At 62.7% G+C, this 16,541-nt stretch carries 8 protein-coding genes; 6 read left to right on the top strand and 2 right to left on the bottom strand.

Annotated features, from left to right (window positions below):
• Positions 1 to 2 precede the first annotated feature (2 nt).
• Entirely contained in the window at positions 3 to 1,205 is a 1,203-nt protein-coding gene (locus ACOGI7_RS10175) for an amidohydrolase family protein (protein WP_419848648.1), read from the bottom strand.
• Between the two features lie 76 nt (positions 1,206 to 1,281).
• On the opposite strand from ACOGI7_RS10175, the gene ACOGI7_RS10170 reads away from it, so the two are divergent.
• From ACOGI7_RS10170 to ACOGI7_RS10150, 5 genes are all read left to right on the top strand, one after another.
• The gene (locus tag ACOGI7_RS10170; RefSeq protein ID WP_419848647.1) at positions 1,282 to 2,997 is read left to right on the top strand and encodes an N-acyl-D-amino-acid deacylase family protein; all 1,716 of its coding nucleotides are present in this window, start codon (positions 1,282 to 1,284) and stop codon (positions 2,995 to 2,997) included.
• 17 nt (positions 2,998 to 3,014) lie between these two features.
• The gene (locus ACOGI7_RS10165; RefSeq protein ID WP_419848646.1) at positions 3,015 to 4,061 is read left to right on the top strand and encodes a restriction endonuclease; all 1,047 of its coding nucleotides are present in this window, start codon (positions 3,015 to 3,017) and stop codon (positions 4,059 to 4,061) included.
• Positions 4,062 to 4,333: 272 nt separating this feature from the next.
• A complete protein-coding gene (locus tag ACOGI7_RS10160) occupies positions 4,334 to 9,703 on the top strand; it encodes a DEAD/DEAH box helicase (RefSeq protein WP_419848645.1) in 5,370 nt (1,789 codons plus the stop codon).
• Entirely contained in the window at positions 9,700 to 12,603 is a 2,904-nt protein-coding gene (locus ACOGI7_RS10155; protein WP_419848644.1) for a helicase-related protein, read from the top strand. The genes ACOGI7_RS10160 and ACOGI7_RS10155 overlap by 4 nt, the downstream gene beginning before the upstream one ends.
• Positions 12,603 to 15,578, top strand: coding sequence for an Eco57I restriction-modification methylase domain-containing protein (locus ACOGI7_RS10150; RefSeq protein ID WP_419848643.1), 2,976 nt, complete (start codon positions 12,603 to 12,605; stop codon positions 15,576 to 15,578). The genes ACOGI7_RS10155 and ACOGI7_RS10150 overlap by 1 nt, the downstream gene beginning before the upstream one ends.
• Before the next feature lie 102 nt (positions 15,579 to 15,680).
• Here ACOGI7_RS10150 and ACOGI7_RS10145 read toward each other — a convergent pair whose 3' ends face one another.
• Positions 15,681 to 15,812, bottom strand: a complete 132-nt coding sequence (locus ACOGI7_RS10145; protein WP_419848642.1) for a hypothetical protein — start codon at positions 15,810 to 15,812, stop codon at positions 15,681 to 15,683.
• Between the two features lie 200 nt (positions 15,813 to 16,012).
• Here ACOGI7_RS10145 and ACOGI7_RS10140 point away from each other — a divergent pair, with 200 nt between their 5' ends.
• The gene (locus ACOGI7_RS10140; protein ID WP_419848641.1) at positions 16,013 to 16,351 is read left to right on the top strand and encodes a hypothetical protein; all 339 of its coding nucleotides are present in this window, start codon (positions 16,013 to 16,015) and stop codon (positions 16,349 to 16,351) included.
• Positions 16,352 to 16,541: the final 190 nt, after the last annotated feature.

The following is a 16,541-nucleotide window of genomic DNA, read 5'->3' as shown; positions in this document are numbered from 1 at the left end:
TTCTACTGATCGAAGGGCAAGTGCAGCATCTTGATGGCGTTGCCCCGCATGATCTTGTAGATCACCTCGTCGGACAGCCCTTCGCACAGCTTCTCGGCCACCTCTTTGGTGTGGGGCCACGTGCTGTCGGAGTGCGGGTAGTCGGTCTCGAAGGTCACGTTGTCCTCCCCGATGGCGTCCAGGTTGGCCAGCCCGAAGCGGTCGTCGAAGAAGCACCCGTACACGTGGTCGGCGAAGTAGCTGCTGGGCGGCTCGGGGATCACTCCCCACACCCGGTTCCAGCCCCGGTTGTGCTCCCACACCACGTCGGCCCGCTCCAGGATGTAGGGGATCCAGCCGATCTGGCCCTCGCTGTAGGCGATCTTGATGTCGGGATAGCGAATGAACGCCCCGGAGAACAGCCAGTCGGCCAGTGACCCCATCGCGTTGTTGAACGTGAGGGTGGACGGCACCGCCGGCGGGGCGTCGGGGGAGGTGGAAGGCATGCGCGACCCCGAGCCGATGTGCATGCACAACACGGTGGCGGTCTCCTCGCAGGAGGCGAACAGCGGCTCCCAGTGCCCGTCGGCGTCGTGGATGGACGGCAGCCCCAGGTTGGTGGGCAACTCGGTGAAGGCCACCGCGTGCGCTCCCCGGTCGGCGTTGCGGCGCACTTCGGCGGCGGCTAGGTGGGGATCCCACAGGGGGATAAGCGGCAGCGGGATGAGCCGGCCGCCGGTGCCGGCGCACCATTCCTCGATCATCCAGTCGTTGTAGGCCTGCACGCACAGCAGGGCCAGCTCCTTGTCGTCGGCCTCCATAAATGTCTGGCCGCAGAAGCGGGGGAACATCGGGAAGCACATGGCGGCCTCCACGTGGTTGAGCTCCATGTCGTCGAGGCGGGCTTGCTGCTGCCAGCAGCCGGGGCGCATGTCCTCGTAGCTGATGGGCCGGGCGTCCACCTCCTCTTTGGGGTACCCGGATGCGGCGCTCAGCCGGGTGACGGCCCGCTTCAGATCCTCGTACAGCCAGAAATCCACCACCCGCTCCACGTCGCTGTCCACCCAAACCGGCTCGTGGTCGATGATCATCAGGTCTTTGCAGACGGTCTCCCGTACCACTCGGGGCCCGACATCCTGGTATTTCCGGGGCAGACGGTCGGTCCACACCGTGGGCGGCTCCACCACGTGGTCGTCCACCGAGATGATCTTGGGGATCTCAGGCATGGGCTGAGCGTACTCTGCGGTCAGGAGGCGACGGCTCGCTGGGGGCCGTGTCAGCGGCCTGGCCTAGTCTTGCCCCATGCTAGATCTGATCATCAAGGGCGGCTCGGTGGTGGACGGCACCGGATCGCCGGGGTTCGCCGCCGACGTAGGCATCAGCGGGGGGAAGATCACTGCCGTCGGCGAAGTTGGCGAAGCCGCGGCCCAGGTCATCGACGCCGATGGGCTGGTGGTGGCGCCGGGGTTCATCGACGCCCATACCCACTACGACGCCCAGCTTTTCTGGGATCCGCTGGCCTCTCCTTCCAACGAGCACGGGGTGACCACGGTGCTGGGCGGCAACTGCGGCTTCACGCTGGCCCCGCTCAAGGCCGACGACGCCGACTACATCCGCCGGATGATGGCCAAGGTGGAGGGGATGCCCCTGCCTGCGCTGGAGCAGGGCCTTCCGTGGAGCTGGTCGAGCTTCGCCGAGTATCTGGATGCGCTGGACGGGCGCATCGGGGTGAACGCCGGGTTCCTGGTGGGCCACTCGGCGCTGCGCCGCTTTGTGATGGGGGCCGAAGGCACCGGGAACGCGGCCTCCCCGGAGCAGGTGGGCGAGATGGTGCGGCTGCTGCACGAGGCGCTGGAGGCCGGCGGCCTGGGGTTCTCGTCGTCGCAGTCCACTACCCACTCCGACGGCAACAACGATCCGGTGCCGTCGTACTTCGCCGACCGCGACGAGATGCTGGCCTTGTGCGACGCGGTGTCCGACCATCCCGGCACTTGGCTTGAGTTCATCATCACCGGCTGCAATGCGTTCTTCAGCGACGAGGAGATCGACTTGATGACCCAGATGTCGGTGCGGGCCCAGCGGCCGCTCAACTGGAATGTCCTGTCCCACGCCTCCACCATGATGGACCGCACCCAGCACCAGCTCAGTGCGTCGAATGCGGCCTCGGAGGCCGGCGGGCGCATCGTGGCCCTGTCGATGCCGACCATCGGCGGGCTGAAGATGAGCTTCGCCAGCTACTGCGCTCTGTACCTGCTGCCCAACTGGGGCGATGTGCTGTATCTGGACCACGACGAGAAGAAGGCCAAGCTGGCCGATCCCGCCGTGCGGCAGTGGCTGGATGAGCAGGCCCGCAGCTCAGAAGGGCCGTTCCAGTTCATCTCCACCTGGGCCAACATGGAGATCGGCGACACCTACGCCCCGGAGAACGCCGGGCTCACCGGGCGCAAGGTGGGCGATATCGCCGCCGAGCGGGGAGTGGACCCCTTCGACGCTCTGCTCGACATCGTGGTGGCCGACGATCTGCGGACCGCGCTGTGGCCCTTGTCGTCCGACGACATCGACGTGGCTTGGCAGCAGCGAGCCGATCTGTGGCGCGACCAGCGGGTTCTGGTGGGCGGATCCGACGCGGGTGCCCATCTCGACCGCATGTGCGGCGCCCGCTTCCCCACCGAGATGCTGGCCCAGGCAGTGCGCGACCGAGGACTGCTGTCGATGGAGGAGTGCGTGCGGCTGCTGACCGACGAGCCCGCCCGCCTATTCGGGCTGAAGGGCCGCGGCCGTGTCGCCGAGGGCTACTGCGCCGACCTAGTGGTATTCGACCCCAACACCGTTGCCTCCGGCCCCATCGTGGAGCGCACCGACCTCCCCGGCAGCTGCGAGCGCCTCTACGCCAGCGCCATCGGCGTCGAGCACGTACTGGTCAACGGCACCGAAATCATCACCGCCGGCCACCCCACCGGCGCCACCCCCGGCACCCTCCTCCGCTCCGGCCGCGACACCGAAACCGTGCTGCCGTAGGGCAGGAGGACAAGAGTATGACTGACGCGCCAAAGGCCTGGTTGGTTCGTTCTGGTGGGGGAGGTGAGAGTGAGAACTTTGCCCTTGAGCACGGATTTGCTGCGGGGGGCGGTTTCAATGAGATTCCGAATTTGACCGAAGTAGTTTCACGTGACGAGGTAAAGGAAATCGTCAGAGTCGCCCTTCCTCATCTATCAAACGCGGCAGTGGCAAATTACACCAGCCAGCTATGGTCGATGCGCCGTGTAAGGCCTGGAGATCTGATAGTTCTTCCTATGAAGACGACATCCCAAATCGCCTTAGGCACTGTGAAGGACGGGTATAAGTACAGAGAAGATGACGATCCTCGGAAGAGACACGTGATCTCGGTCGATTGGCAACGCACAGATGTCCCAAGGACAGCCATAAAGCAAGACCTTCTGTATTCACTTGGTGCGGCTCAGACTGTGTGCCAGATCACTCGCAACGATGGAGCTTGGCGTCTTCAGAAGATCATGGAGGCCGGAAATGACCCCGGTGCTCGAGATGAAACTGTCGAGTCAATGGAGGCGGAGGACGCGGATGCGACTGACGCGGCCGAATCAACCTTTGACCTCGAAAGGATCGGGCGCGATCAGATTCAGGCCTATGTTTCCCAGGAATTCGCCGGTCATGGGCTGGAGAGACTCGTTGCCGCTGTTCTATCTGCGGAAGGGTTCTTTACCCAGCAAGCATCCCGGGGCGCTGACGGCGGAATCGATATTTTCGCCGGTCAAGGCCCGCTGGGGTTGGATAGCCCTCGGTTGATTGTTCAGGTGAAGTCAAGTCCAGCACCGGTTGATGCGAAGGTCGTTCGCGAACTCCACGGAGTGCTCACCACACATGGTGCCGAGCAAGCACTTCTGGTTGCATGGGGCGGAGTCAACAAAGTGGCGCGACAGGAGCTTCGAAATCAGTTCTTCCGTGTCCGCGTCTGGGATGCCGAAGACCTACTCAACGCCGTCCTCAGAAACTACGAGCGGCTCAGCGAAGAGATTCGCGCCGACCTCCCCCTAAAGCGAATCTGGTCCCTCGTGGAGGAGTAGCGCAAGCTGACGTTCGACCTTTGCTGCATTTAGGATATGGATAACCCCGCCGGGGTGAGTAGCCCCGGCCCGACGGCCCCGACTTCGGTCGGGGCCGTTTCTCGTTGGGGAGATCGCCAATCGCGGTCGCTAGGTAGTCATCGGGGTCTGTGAGTCCTGACAGCAGCTTGTATTGCCCATAGGGTTACACCCCGATGCGAGGATGGGGCGGTGCCGAGGCAGACACATTCCGAGGCTCGGGGCAGCCAGTCCCTTCGTGACGGAGACTGATTGTGGACGTATTTGAGCTTCGGGAGCGGGTGGTTGGGGAGTACCGGCGCTACGCCGAGAGCTTTGTGGAGATTGCCGACGGGCGCATTCGAGAGGGAGTAGTCGAGGCGCTGGACGGTGGGCTGCTGTGGCCGCATCCCCGGGTTGGGGTGAACCCTGCGTTTGAGCCGGGGGCGTCGATCGATGAGCTGGTTGAATCAGGGCAACTGCACCAGACAGCGGGTGACATCTTCCAAACGGGCAAATCGGCCGACAACTCCCAAGGCCACTTGCTCACATTGCACCGGCATCAGAGCGAGGCTGTCAATGCCGCCGCAGCGGGTAGGAACTATGTGCTGACCACTGGCACGGGGTCCGGCAAGAGTCTCGCCTACATCATTCCCATCGTCGATCATGTGCTGCGCTCAGGGTCGGGCCAGGGCGTCAAGGCTCTGGTCATGTATCCGATGAACGCTCTGGCCAACAGCCAATATGAGGAACTGTCCAAGTTCCTCGACCACGGTTCTTGGGCGACAACGCCCGGTTCAACCGTAGATCGGCCTGTCACGTTTGCTGTGTACACCGGCCAGCAGAACCAGCACGAGCGGGAGGCAATTCTCACTAATCCGCCCGACATTTTGCTCACCAACTATGTGATGGCCGAGCTCATTCTCACCCGCTACATCGACAAGGCCTTGGTAAGGGCGATGTCTTCACTGCGTTTCCTGGTGCTTGACGAATTACACACCCATCGAGGTCGCCAGGGAGCGGATGTGGCCATGCTGGTTCGCCGAATCCGAGAGGCTACCGGTGCCTCCGACATGCAGTGCGTGGGCACGTCGGCCACACTCTCAACCGAGGGCACGCCCGCAGAGCGCGATGCCCGAGTGGCAGAAGTGGCTACAAAGCTGTTCGGTGCCGAGGTCAAGCCCGGTGACATCATCTCTGAAACACTGAGGCGAGTCACGGATGATCGAGACATCAACAGCCTTGAGTTCGCCAGAGAACTGGCCAGCCGGGTTGAGGCCTCACCCTCTGCTGCCGTCACCGTTGACGAATTCTTGACCGACCCATTGTCGATCTGGATCGAATCAACTTTCGGCCTGGCCGAGGATGCCAGCGGTCGGCTGGTGAGGGCTACGCCCATTCCCATCGCAGGACCCGATGGTGGAGGAGAACGTCTCGCCGCGGCGACAGGCCTGCCCAGTGCCCAGTGTGAGAAGGCGATTCAAGACCAGCTCTTGACCGCCAGCCGTCTGCCGGACCAAGCAGCGGGCCAGAGCGTATTCGCCTTCCGTCTGCATCAGTTCCTAAGTGCAGGAGACACGGCATATGCCACCCCAGAAGACGCCGAAGATCGAGAGATCACAATGCGGGCGCAGCGGTTTGTGCGTGACGACCGGAACCGGTCGTACCTCCCATTGTCGTTCTGCCGGCAATGTGGGCAGGAGTATTACGTAGTTCGGCAATCAGCGGTTGATGGCGGATCGGCTCTTGTGGCTCGCGACTTGGGTGACACCGATGATGGTGATGGTGAACCCGGCTTCTTGTTCGCCGATCCGCATCCCGATGCACCTGGCCGGGGGAGCCGACCCACCGTTGAAGCAGCGGGGCCAGATGAGCAAGGCCCAAGAGACAGTCCATGGCCCATTGATCGCGAGGGCATCGAAAACCGCCTGCCCTTTGACTGGTTCGACGCCAACCAAAGGTTGCGCGACGGTCGGAGGGATAGCGTTCCCAGACCTATCAACATCGCTGCTAATGGTGCGTTTGTCCCGCTGGTGGATGACGACTTAGCCACATTGGACTCTGGAGAAAGCCAGGCTGGCACAACCATCGCCTTTTGGCTCCCAACCCCATTCCGGTTCTGCATGAACTGCGGCGTTTCCTACACCGGGCGCCTTGGGAATGATTTTACCCGGCTGGGCACCCTCGGCTCGCAGGGGCGCTCGACGGTGACCACGATTACGTCCCTGGCCACGATCAGCCACCTGCGCGAAGCAGGTGAACTCAGCCCCAGAGCCCACAAGCTTCTGTCATTCACCGACAACCGCCAAGATGCCTCGCTCCAAGCGGGCCACCTCAACGATTTTGTCGAGGTCACCATGCTGCGGTCAGCCCTTTATCAAGCCCTGCGTATGGCTGGAGAGGAGGGTCTTCACCATGACAATGTGGCCCAGCGAGTCGTCGAAGTCCTCGACCTGCCTCCGCAGACCTATGCCCTTCAGCCCGAGGCAAGGGGCCATGCCCACAACATGGCAAGTCAAGCGCTCACCGAGGCGATTTCCTACCGGCTGTATCTCGACTTACGCCGAGGCTGGCGGATCACCCAACCCAATCTCGAGCAATGCGGACTCCTATCGATCGGCTACGAGTCGCTCGATGAGCTGGCCGCCGACGAGCAGGAGTGGGCGACTCGCCACCCTGTCCTTGCCCAGAGCGACGCCGGAGTCCGCTTTCGGATCCTGCGGGCCATGTTGGATGTCGTCCGCCGGGAGTTGGCCATTCGGGTCGGAGTCCTCGACCGAAACAACCACCACGCAATGCAGCAGCGCAGCGAGCAGAACCTTTGCGATCCGTGGTCGCTTGAAGGCGAGCGTTTGGAGTACAGCTCGGCGCTGGTCGCCCGGCCTCGCCGGCCAAATGATGACCGCAGCCTCACGCACCTCGGTCCCCGCAGCGGCTTCGGCCAGTTCCTCAACCGCCTCGACACGCTAGGTGGAGTTCAGCACCTGACGCTTGAAGAGCGCCAGCAGATCATCGACGACCTAGCCGAAGCCCTGAACGTCTACGGGTTGTTGTACCAAGCAGGCCTCGAAGACGACGGCTGTAGGATTTGGCAGCTTCCCGCGGGGGCGATGCGCTGGGAGTTGGGCAACGGCCAGCCCTACTACGACCCGATTCGTATGCCGTCAGGGCCAGAGCGCGGCATCAGGCCCAATCCGTACTTTGTGGGTCTATACACCCAGCAGGACGCCCAAGAGCACCGCATCGAGGCCAGAGAGCACACCGCGCAAGTTACCCACGAACTGCGGGCTGAGCGGGAGCACCGATTCCGCGACGGAGAGCTGCCGGTCTTGTACTGCTCACCCACGATGGAGCTGGGTGTCGACATTGCCGAGCTGAACGCAGTGAACATGCGAAACGTGCCGCCCACGCCGGCGAACTACGCGCAGCGTTCGGGGAGAGCCGGACGCAGCGGCCAGCCTGCATTGGTCACCACCTTCTGCGCTACCGGCAACAGCCACGATCAGCACTTCCTTCGTCATCAGGAGCAGATGGTGGCGGGCCAGGTGGAGGCACCCCGCCTTGACCTGGCCAACGAGGATCTAGTTCGGGCCCACGTCCACTCGGTTTGGCTGACCCACAGCGGCCTCAATCTGGGCAGCAAGATGGGCGAGCTGCTCGACCTCTCGGGAGATGAGCCTTCGCTGGAGCTACTGGCCCACGTAGACGACGCGCTGGCTGACGAAGCTGCCCGTACTCAGGCTCAGGCCCGCGCCCAAGTGGTCCTCGAGAATCTCGGCTCAGAGCTGACCGAGGCCGACTGGTGGACTGCTGACTGGCTCGACGACACCATGCAGGCCCTTCCCAAGCGGTTCGCCGACTCGCTCGATCGTTGGAAATCGCTGTACCGCTCGGCACTTCACCAGGCTGTCGAGCAGGCCCGCATCCGGCAAGCAGCCGGTCGCACCCGCCGAGATCGAGAACAAGCGGACCGCCTCCGTCGAGAGGCCGTCCGCCAACTCGATCTGCTGCGAGGTGACTTAAGCGACGGCTTCCACTCGGACTTCTACCCGTACCGCTACTTTGCCGCTGAAGGCTTCCTGCCCGGGTATTCGTTCCCCCGCCTACCTTTGTCGGCATTCGTGCCAGGCCGACAGCAACGCGGCACCGAGTTCTTGCAGCGCCCTCGCTTCCTGGCCATCTCCGAGTTCAGCCCCCACAGCCTGATCTACCACGAGGGCAACCGCTATCAGGTCAACCGGGTGATCCTCGACGCCGAGGATTTCGAGAGTGACCCCGACGGCGGCTCGATCATCACCACGTCGATCAAGCGATGCGAAGCGTGCGGCTACCTACACGCCGACTACACCGCTCCTGGCCCCGACGTATGCGAGCATTGCTCTGAGCCTCTGCCCCCGCAGACCCGAAACATGTTCCGACTGCGCAATGTGTCTACTCGCCGCCGCGACCGGATCACGTCCGATGAGGAACAGCGGGAGCGACGGGGCTACGACATCGTTGCCGCCGTCCGCTTCGCTCGCCGCCAAGGCGAAAGATCTGTTCGCGAGCGAGTGCTCTGCGCTACTCAGGCAGGCGGGGCTCCTCGCGATGACGGACCAGTTCTGCGATTGTCGTATGGGGACGCGGCCACAATCTGGCGAATCAACGAAGGGCCACGGCGACGCGCCAACCGAGCGCACCTCGGGTTTGTGCTTGACATCGAGCGGGGCTATTGGGCACGCGACGCCGATGCCGCCGAGGGCGATGCCGACACATCCCACCAAGATCCCTTGTCTCAGCGCACGGTCCGGGTGATCCCCTATGTAACCGACGCCCGCAACGCACTGCTCATTGAGCCAGTAGCCCAGGGGAGCGGTCAGGGCAGTCCAAACGCTGTCGACCTTCCCCCCGCCGAGCTCGACATAGAAACAATGGCCTCGGTCCAGGCCGCATTGACTTCCGCCCTGCAAGTGGTGTTCCAATTGGAGCCGAGCGAGATCGCCGCCGAGCCGCTGCCATCGCCGGATAATCGCCGTCAACTGCTGGTGTACGAGGCGGCTGAGGGCGGTGCGGGTGCCCTGAAACAGCTGGTGGACGATCCGTCGCTATGGCCGCGGATCGCTCGCGAGGCGCTGCGTCGGTGCCACATTGATCCCGACACTGGCCATGACCAAGACGGCCCGGGTCAGGTGGAGGCGTGTGAGGCGGCTTGCTACGACTGTCTGATGTCGTACTCGAACCAAGGCGATCATGGCCTGCTCGACCGCCGTCTGGCGGCCGAATATCTCATGCCTCTGGTCCACGGCGCGACCTTTGCCCGAGACAAGCACGATGACGAGTTGGCCGACTCCGCTGACTCCGGCCTTGAGCAGCAGTTTCTAGCCTTCCTCGAACGCGGCGGCTATCGACGCCCCGATCGTTCGCAGGTCTACTTCGAGACCGCCCAGACCCGCCCGGACTTCGTCTATGACGAAGCCTGCGCGGTGGTATACGTGGATGGCCCTCATCACGACTACCCCGAGCGGGCGGCGCGAGATGCCATCCAGGAACAGGCCATGAACGATCTCGGCTATCAGGTCATACGCTTCGGCCACGCTGACGACTGGCAAGCCATCGTCACCCGCCATCCCGCGGTATTCGGCATCGGTAACCAGGGTGCCTCATGAACTTCGCACCTGGCTCGCTGGTCACCGCGCGAGGGCGCGACTGGGTTGTCTTGCCCGACAGCACCGACGAGATGGTGATGGTCCGCCCTCTGGGCGGCACCGATGACGAAACAACCGGCATCCTGGCTGCGGTCGAAGAGGTCTCGCCCGCCAGTTTCGATCTGCCCGATCCGTCTCGGCATCTGGGAGATGCCCACTCAGCCCGTTTGCTGAGAGATGCGCTGCGGCTCGGGTTCCGTTCCGGTGCGGGGCCGTTCCGCTCGGTTGCCCAGTTGGCCGTCGATCCCCGCCCTTATCAGCTGGTGCCCCTGTTGATGGCCCTTCGCCTCGACCCGGTGCGCCTGCTGATCGCCGACGACGTGGGCGTGGGCAAGACCATCGAAGCCGCATTGGTGGCCGCCGAGTTGATGGCCCAAGGAGACGCCGACCGCCTAGCGGTGCTGTGCCCGCCTCATTTGGCCGAGCAGTGGCAAGTGGAGCTTGCCGACAAGTTCCACATCGAGACTGAGCTTGTTTTGGCGTCAACCGCCGCCCGTCTCGAACGCGGCCTTGCCGTCGGCCAGTCCATCTACGACCGCTATCCGAACGTGATCGTCTCCCTGGACTTCGTCAAGTCCGACCGCTACCGCGGCGAATTCATCCGAAATTGTCCCGAGTTGGTGATAGTGGACGAAGCCCATACGTGCGCACAGGCTGGTGAGCGCGCCGCTAGCAGCCGCCACCAGCGCCATGCTTTGGTGAGGGATCTGGCCGCCAAAGCCGAGCGCCACCTCATCCTGGTCACTGCCACTCCGCATTCGGGCAAGGACGACTCGTTCCGCTCACTCCTGAGTCTGCTTGATGGCGAATTCGCCGACCTGCCTTACGACCTTGCCGGTGAGCACAACCGCCGTCATCGAGAGCGGTTGGCTCGCCATCTGGTTCAGCGCCGCCGCAGCGACATCGACAACTACCTGGACATCGACACGCACTTTCCGGAAAGAGCTGACCGCGAACAGCACTACGACCTATCACCTGGCTACCGGGTGCTTTTTGACGAGGTCTTGGAGTATGCCCGGAGCTCCGTGGTCCAACGAGGCACCGGACAGCGAGGTCAGCGCATTCGCTGGTGGTCGGCGTTGGGGCTACTACGGGCGTTGGCATCCAGCCCCGCAGCGGCTGCCGCCACGCTGCGGACTCGGGCGGTCACCGTTGATGCCGACACTGATTCCGTTGAAGACATCGACGAGTTGGGTCGCCGCATGATCCTTGATCTGGATGATGTCGAAGAGGCACCTGATGTCGTGCCTGGTAGCCAAACGGAAGCTGCCGAGTCAGCGGTGTCCCGCCGGTTGCGGGAATTCGCCAAGCAGGCCGACGAGATCGCCACTGGGGGCAAAGGGGCCGATACCAAGCTCGAAGGTTTGGTCGGAATCGTGAGCGAACTACTGGCCGACGGCTTTCAGCCCATCGTGTTTTGTCGGTTCATTGAGACCGCCGAGTATGTGGCCGAACGGCTGCGGGCACGCCTGCCCAAGCGCGACTGTCCCGAAGTCGCCGCTGTTACCGGTCGCCTACCTCCGTCTGACCGGGAGGCTCGTATCGTCGAGTTGGCCAGTTATCCCCGCCGTGTGCTGGTGGCCACCGATTGCCTCAGCGAGGGCGTCAACCTGCAAGACCATTTCTCGGCGGTGATCCACTATGACCTGCCGTGGAACCCCACCCGCCTTGAACAGCGGGAAGGGCGGGTAGACCGCTACGGCCAGCCGCGGCCTGAGGTACGGGTAGTCACCTACTGGGGCGCCGACAATCGCATCGACGAGACAGTGCTAGAGGTCTTGCTTCGCAAGCACCGCAGGATCAGGGGTGCGCTGGGAGTGTCAATTCCGGTTCCCGGTTCCACGAGCGACATCATCGAAGCGCTGGCCGAGCAGGTGCTGACCTCGTCTGGCCGGGCAATCGATGTCCCCCTCCAAGGGATCATCGAGCAGTTGCGCCCCAAGACCGATGCACTCGACGCCGAATGGGAGCGGGCCCGCGACAACGAAATAAGTCGCCGCCGATCACTGTTCGCTCAGAGGCGAATCGACCCCAGTGAGGTGGCTGCCGAGTTGGCCGCTATGCGCGAGGCCATTGGCTCGGGAACTGACGTTGAACAGTTCATGACCGCTGCCCTGCGCTCTTACGGAGCGGCCATTACCGATGATGCTGCCGCCTCGGATCGAACGTATGAAGTCGACCTGGCCGAGGTGCCCGATGCGGTGAAGGATTCTCTGGCGCTTCGCGACACAAACAACTCCAATATGGTTCTCGGGTTCGGCCAAACAGCGCCCAAGGGCGGGTTGGTGCTCTCCCGTACTCATCCCGCGGTCGGCGGGCTGGCCGGCCATGTACTTGACCAGGCCCTCGATTCAGCTGGCGCAACCGAAGGGGGAAGGCAGTTTGTCGCCGCTCGCTGCGGAGTTATGCGAACGGGTGCCGTGTCGATCATTACCACGCTGCTTCTATGCCGAGTGAGGATGTCGATCGCTGCGTCGGCCCGCGGTGGTGAACATCACATGCTGGCTGAAGAGGCCATGCTGCTGGCCTTCGCTGGCGCACCCCACAGACCAGATTGGCTGACCCCCGAGCAGGTTCGGCCCCTTTTGGATGCTGAGCCCGCGGGGAACGTGATGCCCGAGGTAGCGGCCGAGCGCATCAAGGCGATCATCGATGCTGAGCCGCTTTGGCGCCCAACGGTTGCTACCGAGGCCGAAGCCCGCGCCGAAGCACTGGCCGAGGCCCACGCCCGAGTGCGGGATGCCGACCGACGCCAAGGAGCCGTCGTGCGCGGTCCTGGTCCTGGTCGGGTCGCGGTTGAGGCCCAAACCCCAACTGATGTGCTCGCCGTGTACCACTTTCTCCCCAAGGCGGCCTCCTGATGGGCCGGGAAGCGGTTTCGGTCCTAGGTGCTCTGTTGTCGCGAGAGCTTCTAGAGCGAGTTGATAACGTCGATCTCAAGCTGCCGGGAATGAAGGCCGTCGATTACGGTTTGGCCCCTGGCGAGCGGATACGGGACGCCATTACCCGCTCGTGGCAGCGGTTGACCGCGTTGTGGGCTGGGTTTCGTCAGGCCGAGGCATCGCTGGCACTGGACGAAACCGGAACCTCTTTGACCCGCGAGCGATGGCTCCTGCCCCTGCTCGACGAACTGGGCTTCGCAGGGTTGCCGCTGGTTCAGAGCCTCACGGTCAATGATGGATCAAGCGATAGCACTGGAAGCAAGGACTATGCCATCAGCCATGAGTGGGCTGGCTACGTACCCGTCCATCTCATGGGCTGGCGGGTGGACGTAGACCGGCGCTCGTCCGGAGTGCGGGGCGCGTCAAAAGCCTCGCCCCACGGCCTGGTCCAGGAGTTCCTGAACCACTCTGACCAACACTTATGGGGAATCGTGTCTAACGGGCGGGTGCTGCGCCTGCTGCGAGACAATGCTTCGTTCACTCGCCAGGCGTATGTGGAGTTCGATGTGGCCGCCATCTTTGATGGCGACTCATTCGCCGAGTTCGCCCTGCTGTGGCTGTGCTGTCACCGAACCCGCTTCGAAGCCGACCAGCCGCACCTTTGCCTGTTGGAGCAGTGGTCTCAAGAGGCCGCTTCCGCTGGTACCCGCGCTCGTGACAAGCTCCGCGACGGAGTGGAGAGTGCCATTGTCGCGCTCGGTTGCGGTGTGTTGGAGCACTCGGCCAACCAGTCGCTGCGCGCTCGTCTGCGGAACCGGGAGTTGGTCCCCGAGGTATTGCAGCGCCAGCTCCTGCGGATCGTCTATCGCTTGTTGTTCCTGCTGGTGGCGGAGGCCCGCGGTCTGCTCCATCCCGCCGACGCCGACCCTGAGGCAAAGCAACGCTACGAGCGCCACTACTCAGTGGCCCGTTTACGGCATTTGGCCGAGCGCCGCCGCGGGGGCGACCACAGCGACCTGTGGTCAGGCTTGGCGGTCACTATGGCAGCGCTGGACATAGGCGACAACGAAGGGCAGCAGAATGCTCGAACCGCGCTAGGCCTTACTTCGCTGGGCAGCTTTCTGTGGTCATCTGCTCAAGTCCCCGACTTGGCTGATGTCCAGATAGGTAACGCGCGCCTGCTCGAGGCCATCCGCAACCTGGCCTTGGTGCGTGACGACGAAGCCCGTCTGTGGCGACAAGTGGACTATCACAACCTTGGCACCGAGGAGCTGGGGTCGATCTACGAGTCGCTGCTGGAGCTGCACCCCGATACCAACCCCGATGCCCGCACGTTCGAACTCAAACGGGCGGCGGGCAGTGAACGCAAGACCACTGGCAGTTACTACACCCCACCTGCACTGATCTCCCGCTTGCTCGACGACGCTTTGGATCCAGTGATTGACGAGGCCGCGGCCCAACCCGATCCCGAGCAAGCATTACTGGCTCTGAAAGTGCTTGATCCCGCTTGTGGGTCGGGCCACTTTCTGATCGCCGCTGGCCACCGAATCGCCGCCCGGCTGGCCCGCGTCCGCGAGGGCGGAACCGAACCGAGTGCCGACGAACTGCGGGCTGCATTGCGGGAGGTGGTAGGCCGCTGCCTGTACGGGATCGACATCAATCCGATGGCCGTGGAACTGTGTAAGGTGAGTCTGTGGCTAGAGGCCAATGTCCCCGGCCGGCCACTCGGCTTCCTAGAGCACCGCATAGCCTGCGGTAACAGCCTGCTTGGAACTACTCCCAAGCTATTGGCCGCAGGCATCCCCGACGCTGCCTTCAAAGCCATGACCGGCGATGACAAGAAACACGTCAGCGCGCTTCGGAAGAGGAATAAGGCCGAGCGCAACGCGCGAGGTCAGCTCTTGCTTGAACTGGACTATTCGATGGCAGCCGACAGCGCCAAGCTTGCTGCTGCTCTCCGACGCATTGATGAGGCTCCTGACCACACCGCTGAGCAAGTGGCCGGTAAGGAGGCTGAGTACGAAGAAATGCGAAGCGGAGGATTAGCGCAAAAGGAGAAGCTGATTGCCGACACCTGGTGCGCCGCATTCGTGGCGCCAAAGTCCTCTGATGCGCCCGCGATCACAGACGAGGTACTAAAGGAGGGAGAGAGACTAACTCCCGATCAAGTTGTTGCGATGACCCAAAGCGATAGCCCGTCCCGGGGGTCGCTCTTTGATGCTGGTGTACTAGAGACGATTCAAACCCTGGCTGAGGACTACCAGTTCACCCACCTGCACCTGACCTTCCCGGATGTGTTCTCTGTGCCTTCTGGTCTTCACAACGCCACCAACCCTCATACAGGCTGGTCCGGAGGATTCGACGCAATCCTTGGGAACCCACCATGGGGACGTGTGAAACTTCAAAAGATAGAATGGTTTACCGGTAGAGACAGCCACGTTGCCATGGCAGCAAATGCCGCCGCTCGAAAGCGTCGGGTTGATGCCCTTGAAGACGAAAATCCAGATCTGTTTATGGTCTTTAACACTGATTTCCGCAAGTCTGAAGGGTGGAGCTCATTACTGTGTAATAGTGGGCGCTTTCCTTTAGGTGGTAGAGGCGATGTAAACAAGTATCCTGTGTTCGTCGAACTTATGAGGACCAGTCTCTCATCTACTGGTCGATTAGGAGTGATCGTTCCCTCGGGGATTGCTACAGATGATACTACGAAATATCTTGGGACTTATATCGGATGGTGGCGCGCCATAGTGCCTGCTCAGGCAGCCTTCTTCAGCAACTCGTCCAGCTTCTCGTCCATCCGGTCCACTTTGTCGCTCAGATCGTCCACCTTGCCTTCCAGCCGCCGCACGTCCTTCTTCGTGACTTTGGCCTTGGCCTTCAGCTTCGCGTCGGCGCGGTCGTGCTTTCTCAGCCGCCTGTCCAGCCTGTCGAACTTGCGGTCGAACCACGCGTAGACCCTCCACAGCAGCGTCAGCCCGCCGACGACTATTCCCGCTATACCCAATACCAGCATATACATCCCTCTGCATATATCTTACCTGCGCCCGCCAGATTCATCATTCCTTGAACAGAGCGTCGGCCAAATCTTCCGGCGTGCCCTCAAACACGAACACTTCTTCCGGGTCGTAGGCGTCTTCTAGCTCTTCCGGCAACTCGTCTTCCGGCGCTCGCACGTCATCTGTCTCCATTCTCCGATATTAGCGGAGGCGTTCGACAACAGAGGACCGCCATCGCCCGCTCTGTGCTACCGTGGCCGGTGCCGAAGACGTGCAGGCTCTAATGCCGCACAGCCATATCAAATTCGGGGAGTCGCCTCGCGCGGCTCCCTTCGGTTTGGCTGTGCGTGCGTCTTCGGCAAGAGGCAACTCACCAGCCGAAGGGGGCCACCTTGAAGTGGTTAGGAATACTGCTCGCCGCGCTGATGCTCGTCGCCGGATGCGGATCGGACGCTCCAAAGACGCCTGAGACGGCGCGTGAGCATCCGGGCTGGAACCTCGCTGTCAACAGGTGTGAACGCGCTCTGGTGGATGAGCGCGACTCTGCCGAATGGGGGTCTGCTCAGTGGGCGCTCGGTTCTCCCACGATGGGCGATGCGCGGAGAGATGTCTGCGAACAGATGGCCCAGTGCCAGTGGGATGAGACCGGCACGCCAGCAGTCGAGTTCACCGTATCCTCACGGTACGCATACGAAGACTGCTACTACTTGGTGTTCTCGCAGTTCGACTGACATGAGAGCATCTCGACAGAAGCATATTGCGCTGTTCTGCGCCATCTTGCTCGGCATTGTGCTTGCAGGGTGTAGGGCACAGGAACCGGGCACTGCAACAACCGCGGGAACGGCGGTGCTTGCGGACAGTGTTCCAGCGCCGCCGCAGGCAGTCGAATTGGCATTGCAGTCCGACTCGTCATCGGAGATT

Source organism: Candidatus Poriferisocius sp. (assembly GCF_965204145.1).
Classification (GTDB): domain Bacteria; phylum Actinomycetota; class Acidimicrobiia; order Acidimicrobiales; family Bin134; genus Poriferisocius.
Note: the sequence above shows the minus strand (reverse complement) of the source record. Positions and strands in the feature narration are given on the sequence as shown.

Coding starts and splice junctions, on each gene's coding strand:
- ACOGI7_RS10175 (WP_419848648.1), bottom strand. CDS start 1,205: ATGCCTGAGATCCCCAAGATCATCTCGGTGGACGACCACGTGGTGGAG.
- ACOGI7_RS10145 (WP_419848642.1), bottom strand. CDS start 15,812: ATGGAGACAGATGACGTGCGAGCGCCGGAAGACGAGTTGCCGGAAGAG.
- ACOGI7_RS10150 (WP_419848643.1), top strand. CDS start 12,603: ATGGGCCGGGAAGCGGTTTCGGTCCTAGGTGCTCTGTTGTCGCGAGAG.
- ACOGI7_RS10165 (WP_419848646.1), top strand. CDS start 3,015: ATGACTGACGCGCCAAAGGCCTGGTTGGTTCGTTCTGGTGGGGGAGGT.
- ACOGI7_RS10170 (WP_419848647.1), top strand. CDS start 1,282: ATGCTAGATCTGATCATCAAGGGCGGCTCGGTGGTGGACGGCACCGGA.
- ACOGI7_RS10155 (WP_419848644.1), top strand. CDS start 9,700: ATGAACTTCGCACCTGGCTCGCTGGTCACCGCGCGAGGGCGCGACTGG.